Raw genomic sequence first — 10,562 nt, 5'->3', positions numbered from 1 at the left:
CAACCATTTCTTGGAGCAGTATGACCACGAGAGCGTCGCGCCTAGATCATATGCCGGATAGCGAACTGCTGCGTCTGCGGTTCTGCGACTTGCCGCTACGTCTCAAGGGGTCCGTGATCGAGCAGCGGGCGCACTCCGTGTTCGATGATCTGACGGCGCGCGGCATTCGCTTCCGGCCGACCCTCTGGATCTCCGAACAATGGTACAATCCCGACGAGGTCGTTGGATTCGCCGTCCCGTTCTACCTTCTACATCCGCGACTGATCCGCCTCGAGCGCAAGATGATGCTGGAAGCCGAAGGCGCATCGCTGGATGAAGCGCTAAGCATCGTGCGGCATGAGACCGGACATGCCGTGGACGAAGCGTTCCAGCTGCGCAAAATGCGCGAATACCGCAAGGTATTCGGTTCGCCGCAACGCGCTTATCCAACGGATTACGTAGCGGATTCGGACAGCCGAGATTTCGTGCAGCATCTCAACGCCTGGTATGCGCAATCGCATCCGGTCGAGGATTTTGCAGAGACGTTCGCCGTGTGGCTTCGCTCCAAGAACGGCTGGCGCCGAAAGTACCGCGATTGGCCGGCTTATGAGAAACTGAGCGCGGTCGACACGTGGATGCGCAATCTCCGCGACGTCGAGCCCGAGATAAAGCCGAGGCGGATCGGGAGCGAGTTGCGGGACTCCACGCGAACACTTCGGGACCACTATGACGAGAAGCGCGAATTTTACGCTATCGATGCCGAAGACGAGTTTGACGGCTCGTTGCAGCGGATCTTCGAGGCAAGCGGCACGGGCAGTCGCGCGCGCGGGCATATGTCGGCGGCGGCCCTGCTGACGGAATACAGGACGCGCCTCAGGAGGCGCACGGCGAAACCGCTCGGGGTTCCTGCCTACGTCGTCGATCAGGTGCTGCGGCAGCTCGTTCATCGAGCCCGGATACTGAAGCTGAGACAAACGCGGTCGAAGGCGGAAACGGTCAAAAAGGTATCGCGTCTCGTTTCCCGCGCCACCGTATCGATCATTCGGAACAGCCCGAGACTGCCGCTATGACCAGGATCAGGTCGAAGAAAAAGCTGACGGTCATTCTGCTCGCGGACGAGCGATTGCTGCCGAACGGAGACTTGACGGAGCTCAGCGGCAAGGAACGGATGCTGCGGAAAACCGAGTATGACGTCAAACGAGCCATCGAGACGCTCGGTCATACCCTCGTTCCGGTCGGGATCTCGAACGATATCGCGACAATCACCGACGCGCTCGAAGCCCACAAGCCGGATATCGTCTTCAATCTCGCCGAGGAGTTCAATCACGTCGGACACTTCGATCAGCACGTCGTCAGTTTCCTGGAGATGCTGCGCCAGCCTTACACCGGCTGCAATCCTCGCGGCCTCACGATTGCCCGTGACAAGGCCTTGACGAAGAAAATCCTCGCCTACGAGGGGATGAAGGTGCCGGAATTCGCCATCTTCCCCATGAAGCGCACCACGAAGCGCCCCAGCACCTTGGGGTTTCCGCTCTTCGTCAAATCGCTGACGGAAGAGGGCTCCATCGGGATATCGGGTGCTTCGATCGTCCGCGACGACGTAAAATTGATGGAGCGGGTGGAGTTCATACATCGCACCGCGACGTCGGCGGCTCTTGCCGAGGAGTACATCGAAGGGCGTGAAATCTATGTCAGCATCATGGGTAACGAACGCGTCACCGTGCTACCCCCATGGGAGTTCTTCGTCGAAAACAGACCCGCGGGATCGCCCTTGATCGCGACAGGTCGCGGCAAGTGGGATCCGGACTATCAGGATCAGGCCGGCGTGATGACAGGCCCGGCCGAGATCAGCGAAAAGCTCAGCGCCAAATTGCAAAAGCTGTCTCGCGACATCTACCGGCTGCTTGGCCTCAGCGGTTATGCGCGGCTGGATTTCCGTGTCACCAACGACGAGGAGGCTTACCTTCTCGAAGCCAACCCCAATCCGCAGATCGCCTCGGACGAGGACTTCGCAAGCGCGGCGGAGGCTGCGGGCATCGAATACCCGGAGCTGATCGAACGTCTCATTCGTTTCGGGATGAGCTACGACCCCGAGCGAATGATCATGTGATACCTAGCATCGACTGGCATCGGTCGTATTGTCCGCTTCTGACCCAAAGCTCGCTTCATCTGCCTGCCGCATGAGGGCTGCTCTGGCTCAACGCCAGGCGTTTCCGCGGGCGCCAGTGAGCGGCCATTGTTGTTGGGCAATGGCGCCATTGGGTCCATTGGTGCTGACGATCGGCGCGGTCTATGATTTGACGTCAGTGGCACCAATCATAAGACGGATGAGGAACCGTGAGTACGTATGATGTCATCGTAGCCGGTGTCGGAGGGATGGGCGCAGCAACCTGCGCTCAACTCGCCATGCGCGGGAAACGCGTACTCGGCTGCGATCGCTATGACATTCCCAATGCCATGGGATCGTCGCACGGCGTAAATCGCATCATCCGATTGGCGTATTTCGAGCATCCGGCTTACGTGCCGATACTCCGGAGAGCCTATGAGCTATGGAGGGAGACGGAGAAGCTGGCGGGCGAACAGCTCCTCTACGCCACGGGATCGCTCGATATCGGCGAGGATGGCAGTGAGATCATAAGCCGTTCGCTCGCAAGCTGCGCGTTGCACAAGCTTCCCCACGAATTGCTATCCGCCGACCAAGTCGGGGCTCGCTATCCCGGCTACACTCTCCCGGACAACTACGTCGCGCTCTACCAGCAGGACGGCGGCTTTGTCGCGTCGGAGCGGGCCATCGTCGCCGCAGCCAACATCGCCCTTAAGGCAGGCGCCGAGCTGCGCGCCCGAGAAGCCATGTTGGATTTCGAGCCGATCGCGGGGGGCGGCGTTCGGGTGCGAACGTCACGTGCCACCTATGAAGCCGGCCAATTGATCGTCGCCGCCGGTGCCTGGATCGGAGACCTTGTCCCGGCTCTGCGCCGATTGGCGGTTCCCGAACGACAGGTGCTTGGCTGGTTTCAGCCGAAAAATCCGGAACTGTTCCAGCTCGGTAAATTTCCCGTATCCAATCTCAAGAGCGACATAGGGCACTTCTATCAGTTCCCCACGTGGCATGTGCCCGGCTTCAAAATTGGCCTCTACCATCATTTGGGAGAACAAGGACCGGCCGACGAGTTGCCCCGTGAGCCTCACCAGGCAGACGAAGATGCCCTGCGGCGAGGCCTCGCCGCCTTTTTTCCGGAAGCAGACGGAGAGTTGCTCGCGCTGCGATCCTGCATGTTTACAAACACCCCGGACGAACACTTCATTCTGGACAGGCTGCCGGGCTACCCCGACGTCATTGTGGCCTCCCCCTGTTCCGGCCATGGCTTCAAATTCTCGAGCGCCATCGGCGAAATTCTCGCTGACCTTGTGTCCGAAGCAAAGAGCCCGTTTGATTTGACGCTCTTCTCGCTCGACCGATTGGTTGACGGCGGCGACGAAACTGCATGAGCCGGCACGCATGGTCTCCAGCTTGGCCAGCCACAAGGGCGTGGCCGGCATGGTGATGTTGGTCAGACGGCCCTGTTTGCGAACCGCCATCCAGATCCTAGCTGCACGCCTGTGCGCGGGGCCTTCTCTTTGACACATTGAGGCGCTCGACCGCCTACCTGATGGCCGTGGTCGGACGGCCGGCTCGGATTGAAGCTCCTGCCCTGTGCGAACGCCATTTCGCCCCAGTCATTAAGCGCGCGTTTACCCTACGTGGGCGAGGCTGCTCAAACATTCGCCACGGTTGTCTCGCAAGTCAGAAATCGATCTTAGCGAATCGGCCCGCGTCACATGCCACGGGAGAAGCGTCCGCTGCTTAGGGCAGCCTCGGTTTTTGCCACGGGTTGGCGGCCTGCGCTGCCGGCTTTGGTCGGCGCTGCCGCGACGCTGATTGTCGGCGCGGCGGCCGTGCCGACGGCGGATGCCAAGTCTCCCGGCGCCCGCTACTGCTTCCACGGCTACTGTCACCGCGTCGGGACGCTGGCGCAGACCGACACGCTCGTCGGATGGCGCGGCTACCTGCTCGCCTCCTACTACGACAGCTGTCGTCTCGACCGCTTGAATCCCTGCGGACTGACGAGCTCGGGCGCCGTCTTCCGCCCTGATCTCCCCGACAACGCCGCGAGCCCGCTGCTGCCGGACGGTACCGTCATTCTCGCCTACAATCCCAAGACGGGCGACGCCTCCGTGCTGCGGGTCAACAACGCCGGTCCCTACAGCGGGAAGCGCAAGCTCGACGTATCGCGCGCCGCCGCAGAGAAGCTCGGCTTCCGCAAGCAGGGGGTGGCTGCGCTCGTCATCAGCGTCCTGCAATCTCCGACGAAGGCCGAGGCGAGCTACGTGCGTCGGCGCGTGTATCCCAGCGTTCCGGGCTACCTTGGCAAGTTCGAGACCTTCGACATCGCGCTCGAGGCGGCTGAAGAGCGCGTCGACGTCCGTGAGGATGGGGAACAGCTGATGGCCGGCGACACGGACGCTGCCGTGGAAACTGCCGCGCTGGTACCGAGGCCGCGGCTCGCGGTCTCGCCGTCGCTCGCCCGCGAGCTGGTGATGTTGCGCTCACCCCCGCGACCGGTGAGCCGGGGGGTGCGGCTGGTGCAAGGCCCGCGTCTCGTGAGTCGAGACAGCTTCAGGGCCCAGAAGTCTCCTGCCCCGGCCAGCGCGAAGATAGACTTCGCATCGGGCCTGCAGCGGTACCTGCTCGATTCAAGTGCGCCGGACGGCGGCAAATAATCGGCGCGGGTCGAAGCGGCTTTGCGCCCGGCGGCCAGCGATATCCATCAACCGGATGCGATGCACAGGCGTTGGCGGGGCCGCTCGGTTGCGTTGAACCCCAGTCTCTTCCAAGCGCGAACGCCTAGGTCGCGGCAGCGAACGGCATCACCGTGGGTCCGATCTGGCTCGGAGCCGCGAAGCCATGCCACATCCTGGAGACCACCGCGACGGTTCGCCGGATCGTCAATATGGCGGCGCTGGCGGGCGTGGATGCTGCGAGTCAGCCTACACTTGGTAACGGACCAATCCGGCCTCATCAGCATGAAAGACTGCTCGTAGCCCAATGTCCGCTCTTTGGATCAAACGGCTGAAGGTGCGCGTCAACGACTGACCAAGAGCCAGGAGCGGACGTTCGCTGGCTCACTGTGTCTCGACATGGAAAGTCCGTTGAAATCGATGCCGGCACCCCATTCATCGACCAAGTATGCCTACGCCTCTCAGGAGAAAGGCACCATCCACGTTGTGCTCGAGCGCCAGGGAGAAGACCACATCGCGCTGAGCGTCAGCGACGATGGCATCGGATTGCCACCCGATTTCGATCTCAAGCATTCCAGAGGTCTCGGTATGCGCATCGTGCGCGTCTTCGCCAGCCAGCTTGGCGGCAAGATTGATGTCTGCAATAGCCGCGATAGGGGCGCGAAATTAACGCTCGTGGTGCCGCTCACAGCGCCTGTCTAGCGCAATCAACGCGCCGTATTCCTTCATGTTGGTCCCCGCGAAACTTGGGCGGCCGGGAACCTTACAGGCCAGTACGAGTTTTCAGTACGGGGCACAAACTTTAGCCGCCAGAACTGAAAGACCGTTCCCCCTATACTTCCGGGGCTGATTTGCGCTGGAAAGGTAGCATGTCACAGGAGCAGACCGAAGAAACCGTCAGCGGGCCAGGTTTGCTATCGCCCGATAAGCCGGAGGTCGGAGCGCATCCAGCGCAGTGCCCGGTGGTCGGGATGGGCGCGTCGGCGGGCGGTCTTGAAGCCTTCCAGAATTTCTTAATGGCGAGTCCGGCCGATGCCGGCCTTGCTTATGTGCTTGTGCAGCATCTTGATCCCAATCACGAGAGCATGCTCGCGGATCTTTTGGGCCGCCGCACACCGATGCCGGTGCGTCAGGTCACGGATGGCATGGCCATCGAGCCAAACCACGTCTACCTTATCCCGCCGAATGCCAGCCTGGTCATAGAGAAAGCGCGTCTGCGGCTCTCGGATTTCTCCGAGCCGCGTGGCTTCCGCCGGCCGATCGACGTCTTCTTCCGTAGCCTCGCCACCGACCAGGGGAGCAATGCAGCCTGCGTCGTTCTTTCGGGCACGGGCGGCGACGGCAGTGAAGGCTTGCGCGCGGTCAAGGAAGCCGGTGGGCTAACTCTGGTCCAAGACCCCGATACAGCGAAATATGACGGCATGCCGAAGAGCGCCGTAGCAACCGGCCTGGTCGATAAGGTCGTAAACGTACGCGACATGCCGGCCGCGCTCCGCGATTACTTCGATCGCGCGCAGGCAGGCATCTTCAGCCTTCCCGATGTCACCGACTTCCTGCTCAACGTCTGCGAGGAGCTGCGACACCGGCTCGGGCACGATTTCAGCCAGTACAAGCGCAGCACTATGCTCCGCCGCATACAACGGCGCATGCAGGTAGTGGGTGCCTCGACCGGAGCCGAGTATATACGGCAGCTGCGCGAGAAGACCGACGAAGCCGAGTTGCTGTTCCGGGATCTGCTGATCAACGTTACCTGCTTTTTTCGCGACGCGGAGGCATTTGAGTTCCTGCGAACCCAGGCGATCCCGGCGCTACTCAAGGACAAAGGCGCGAGCGACACCGTTCGCATTTGGGCACCCGGCTGCTCAAGCGGCGAAGAGGCCTACAGTATTGCCATATTGATGGCCGAGGCCCTTGGACGCCTCACAGCGAAGCCGACGGTTCAGATCTTCGCCACTGATATCGACGAGCCCATGCTGCAGAAGGCGAGGAGGGCTAGCTATCCGCATTCGGCGGTGAAGGATGTGCCACTCGAATTGCTGGATCGGTATTTCTTCGCCCAGGAAGACGACTACGTGCTGGCGCAGTTGATCCGTGACATGGTGCGCATCTCAAGCCACAACCTGATTAAGGACCCGCCATTCTCGCGGGTCGACATGATTGTGTGCCGGAACCTGCTGATCTATCTCAACACCTCGCTTCAGCAGCGCTTGATTCCGGTGTTTCATTATGCGCTGCGCCCACAGGGCTGGCTGTTCCTTGGACCTGCTGAAAACATCGCAACCCGCAATGATTTGTTTGAATCTGCAGACCCCACCTTGAAACTGTATCGCCGCCGGGGCGCATATCGACAATCAGTTACGATGCCTCTGTTCGTGCAACCACTTGCGCTCGTCGCTGCATCCCAGGATCCAACAGAAGGAGCGCGCACGAGCCCCGCCATAGAGCGCGTGGATGCGACGATGCGAAGGATGGTTGAGCGCTATGCGCCGCCGCACGTCGTCGTCAACAGCGAAAATGATGTCCTTCGCGCGTCGACTCGTACCAGCAAGTACCTGGAGCTGGCAGAAGGAGCGCTTTCATCTAAAATTACCGACCTTGCCAAGCGGGGGCTGCGGTCAGCCATCCGCTCGGTGCTGGACGCAGCTCGCCGCGGCAAGAAGCGCAGTATCAAGCGCGACGTTCGCATCGATGCCGAGGACGATCTCGTCTTGCGGGTCGACGTCATCGCCGATCCTCTCGGCGAAGATGAGATTCTGCTGGTCTTCCGGGATGTGGCGTCGAATCCGAGCGACGACGAGGCCGCCGCGGAGGCCCATATCGACGACTACTCGGACGACGATCGCATCAAGCAACTCGAAGACGAGCTGGACGAGACCCGCTCCAAGCTGCGCACCACGGTGGAAGAGCTCGAAACGTCGAACGAGGAGCTCAAAAGCTCCAATGAAGAAATGATGTCGATGAACGAGGAGTTGCAGTCGACTAACGAGGAGCTGGCAACCGTCAACGAAGAGCTCAAGAACAAGGTTGACCAGCTTGGCCGCGCCAACAGCGACCTTCAGAACTTTATTGAAAGCACGCAAGTGCCGACCATCTTCCTTGACCGGAAGATGCGCATAAGAAGCTTCACGCCGGCCACGAAATCTCTCTTCCGCTTTCAGGATCAAGACAAGGGACGGCCCTTCTCGGATGTGGTCTCGCGCACGGATCACCGGCAGCTCGAGGAGCTTGGGCAAAGGGTGCTCGAGACGGGCGAAGGAATCGAGCAGGAACTGGCAATCGAGGACGGCGACGAGAGCCACGTCCTTCGTGTCCTCCCGTACAGGGACCTCAACGAGGCGATCGATGGCGTCATCTTTGTTTTCTCCGACGTCACGAAGATCCGCCAGGCTCAGGCTGATCTCGCGCGCAATGAAGGCATCGCCCGTCAGCGCAGCCATGAGATAGAGACATTGTACAAGACCGCGCCGGTTGGCATGGCGCTGGTCGACCGCAACCAACGATACATGAAGATCAACCAGCACTTCGCCGAACTCAATGGACAGCCGATCGAGAAACATATCGGCCGTACGCTTCGGGAGATGATCCCCGATCTGTCCGAGAAGATGGAGCGCCCGATCGCCGAAGTATTTGAGCGGGCGACAGCCGTCGTGAATCTGGAAGTGTCCGTGCGTTTGAACCGCGAAGCGATTCGGGATTTCCTGATCGACTTCTATCCCTACGAGGAGGACGGCCTGATTACAGCCGTAGGCATCGTGCTCAAGGATGTGACGGAGATGCGCAGGCTGGAAATGGAACTGCGGCGCCTGATGGACGAGTTGCAGCATCGCGTCAAGAACACGCTGGCGACGGTGGCCTCGATCGTCAATCAAACCGTCGCAACCCAAGGCGACCGTGGGGACCTTGTTGACACGCTGAAGCTGCGCATTGGCGCGCTCGCGGCCACCCACACGCTCTTGACGCAGCGAAATTGGAAGGACGCCTCCTTGCAGGAGATCCTGAAGGCTGAGCTCAGTCCGTTCGACCACGCGGACCGCGCCAAGCAGACCGGGCCGCCTGTCATGCTGCCTCCCAAGCATGCGCTCACTCTGACGTTGACACTGCACGAGCTGGCGACCAACGCCGCAAAGTACGGGGCCCTGGCGCACGAGGACGGCAGATTGGACATCGATTGGATGGTCAGTGTGGATGGCGCCGGGCGTGAGCTGACGCTGAACTGGCGAGAGAGCAACGTGCCGGACGTCACGGAGGAGGACGTCAGGGAAAGTTTTGGGACCAGGCTCATTAAGAACGCGGTGGTCCATGATCTGCAGGGCCGGTGCGACTATCGCCTGTCTTCGGACGGCCTGAGCTGCGCCATTGCGGTCCCATTCTAGGAGACGCTGCCAGCATGACGACGCTCACCGGCCTTTCGGTACTTCTTGTGGAGGACGAGTATCTGATTGCACTCGATGCCGAACAAATCCTCAAGGACCTTGGCGTCGAAGAAGTGGAAGTCATTGCCAGTTGGGACGCTGCCGAAAAGCGGGCCAAAGACGGGCAGTTCGATCTGGCAGTGCTCGACGTCAACATCAATGGCAAGTTCAGCTTTCCGATTGCAAACATCATTCGAGACCGCGGAATACCCTTTGTGTTCGCGAGCGGCTACGAACTGCGCAATCGGTCACCATCCGACCTCGGCGGTGCGGTTTGCGTGACCAAGCCCTATACCAGCGACCGCCTCAAGGACGCCCTGACTGCTGTGCTGACTAAGGGAACGCCATAGCGATAGCGCAGCAGCGCTTCGTACAGGAGCCACAGCGATCAATGCATCGACCAGGTGATGATATTGAACGGTCATATTGAGGCATTCTACCTCGTGTGCCGCGGGCACTTCTCAGTGAGCGTCGGCAACGCCTTTGTACACAAGAAGCCGTTGCCGGTGCATCGCAGGCCCGACTATGGCCACACGGATAAATTACGTTTCACGTAGGTCCAATAGTTGGAATCGATGGTCAAGTGTCCGAGGTATTTGACGATCGATCATTTCAAATCGTGAAGAGGACGTATTGAATGTTTCGCATGCCCAAGTTTGAAGCCTGCGTTGAACAGCTCGGCAAAGCACTACTGGAAACGCCGACAATCAAAGCCGTAATGATGTCGAAGAACGAGGACGGCGATGTGATCATCACATTCGTCGAAGGGATCGAAGATTCGCACAAGGTCAAATTCGGGCGAGTGGATCGCCAATCATGCGCGCTCTCGCGTCACGACGCACCTCGTGCGCACTCTACAGAAAGACGAAAGGGCGCCCATGGCGCCATCGTTCCCTAGTCTCGCCGCTATCCAGACCAATCCCTACCGCTCTAATCTTTCGCTTGCGACATGTGGCGCCCGGCGTCAAATGTCCGCAACGGGCCAGAAGCGGTCGTGCGGAGATCTTGCGGAACTTTGGCGTTAGCATGCACACTCTCGCGATCAGTCCTACAAGGATGACGCTGCTCCGGTACAGCCGTTGAAGCCGCGTTATAATGCGTGGATCGCACTCAGACGGAGCAGAGCTATAGAACCAGCTCGGTTTTGCCATTCCCAAGCTCCCGAGTAACAACGCTTTCGAACTCCTCAAAGTGCATCCAAATATGTGCTGCAATCCGCTCTCTACTAAAAGGGATCCGCCACCGTCGTTCGGCATGATGCCGAGTGATGCACAATCTGAACCGCAAATCGGGGCCCATGCTGTCCGTCACCGTCGCCCCCATGACGATGGCGTCATCGCTCTGAATGCTTGCTTCCGTATCGAATATTACCGTGAATGGCTGCCACATGTT

Annotated in this window: 9 protein-coding genes and 1 pseudogene; 9 read left to right on the top strand and 1 reads right to left on the bottom strand. The window is 60.1% G+C overall.

Annotated elements, in window-relative coordinates:
• The 9 genes and pseudogenes from IT540_RS05775 to IT540_RS05735 all read left to right on the top strand — a co-directional run.
• Nucleotides 1-1,049 (top strand): putative zinc-binding metallopeptidase (locus IT540_RS05775; RefSeq protein WP_291174396.1); only part of this gene is annotated, 1,049 nt, incomplete at its 5' end.
• 71 nt (nucleotides 1,050-1,120) lie between these two features.
• Nucleotides 1,121-2,089, top strand: a complete 969-nt coding sequence (locus IT540_RS05770; protein ID WP_291174394.1) for an ATP-grasp domain-containing protein — start codon at nucleotides 1,121-1,123, stop codon at nucleotides 2,087-2,089.
• A gap of 227 nt (nucleotides 2,090-2,316) precedes the next feature.
• Nucleotides 2,317-3,468: an N-methyl-L-tryptophan oxidase gene (gene solA, locus IT540_RS05765; protein WP_291174392.1), complete on the top strand. Its 1,152-nt coding sequence runs from the start codon at nucleotides 2,317-2,319 to the stop codon at nucleotides 3,466-3,468.
• Nucleotides 3,469-3,798: 330 nt separating this feature from the next.
• On the top strand, nucleotides 3,799-4,740 hold the full coding sequence (locus IT540_RS05760) for a septal ring lytic transglycosylase RlpA family protein (RefSeq protein WP_291174390.1): 942 nt from the start codon (nucleotides 3,799-3,801) through the stop codon (nucleotides 4,738-4,740).
• A 134-nt stretch (nucleotides 4,741-4,874) separates the two neighbouring features.
• A pseudogene (locus IT540_RS05755) lies at nucleotides 4,875-4,982 on the top strand (phosphate acyltransferase); the annotation flags it as partial.
• A gap of 196 nt (nucleotides 4,983-5,178) precedes the next feature.
• Nucleotides 5,179-5,460, top strand: coding sequence for an ATP-binding protein (locus IT540_RS05750; RefSeq protein WP_291174398.1), 282 nt, complete (start codon nucleotides 5,179-5,181; stop codon nucleotides 5,458-5,460).
• A 167-nt stretch (nucleotides 5,461-5,627) separates the two neighbouring features.
• The gene (locus IT540_RS05745) at nucleotides 5,628-9,131 is read left to right on the top strand and encodes a chemotaxis protein CheB (RefSeq protein WP_291174388.1); all 3,504 of its coding nucleotides are present in this window, start codon (nucleotides 5,628-5,630) and stop codon (nucleotides 9,129-9,131) included.
• 14 nt (nucleotides 9,132-9,145) lie between these two features.
• A complete protein-coding gene (locus tag IT540_RS05740) occupies nucleotides 9,146-9,520 on the top strand; it encodes a response regulator (protein ID WP_291174386.1) in 375 nt (124 codons plus the stop codon).
• A 287-nt stretch (nucleotides 9,521-9,807) separates the two neighbouring features.
• Nucleotides 9,808-10,068, top strand: a complete 261-nt coding sequence (locus IT540_RS05735; protein WP_291174384.1) for a hypothetical protein — start codon at nucleotides 9,808-9,810, stop codon at nucleotides 10,066-10,068.
• Nucleotides 10,069-10,295: 227 nt separating this feature from the next.
• Here the strand turns inward: IT540_RS05735 and IT540_RS05730 are convergent.
• Nucleotides 10,296-10,562 (bottom strand): hypothetical protein (locus IT540_RS05730; RefSeq protein ID WP_291174382.1); only part of this gene is annotated, 267 nt, incomplete at its 5' end.

This window comes from Hyphomicrobium sp., from assembly GCF_020852195.1.
In the GTDB taxonomy this organism is placed as follows: domain Bacteria; phylum Pseudomonadota; class Alphaproteobacteria; order Rhizobiales; family Hyphomicrobiaceae; genus Hyphomicrobium_C.
Note: the sequence above shows the minus strand (reverse complement) of the source record. Positions and strands in the feature narration are given on the sequence as shown.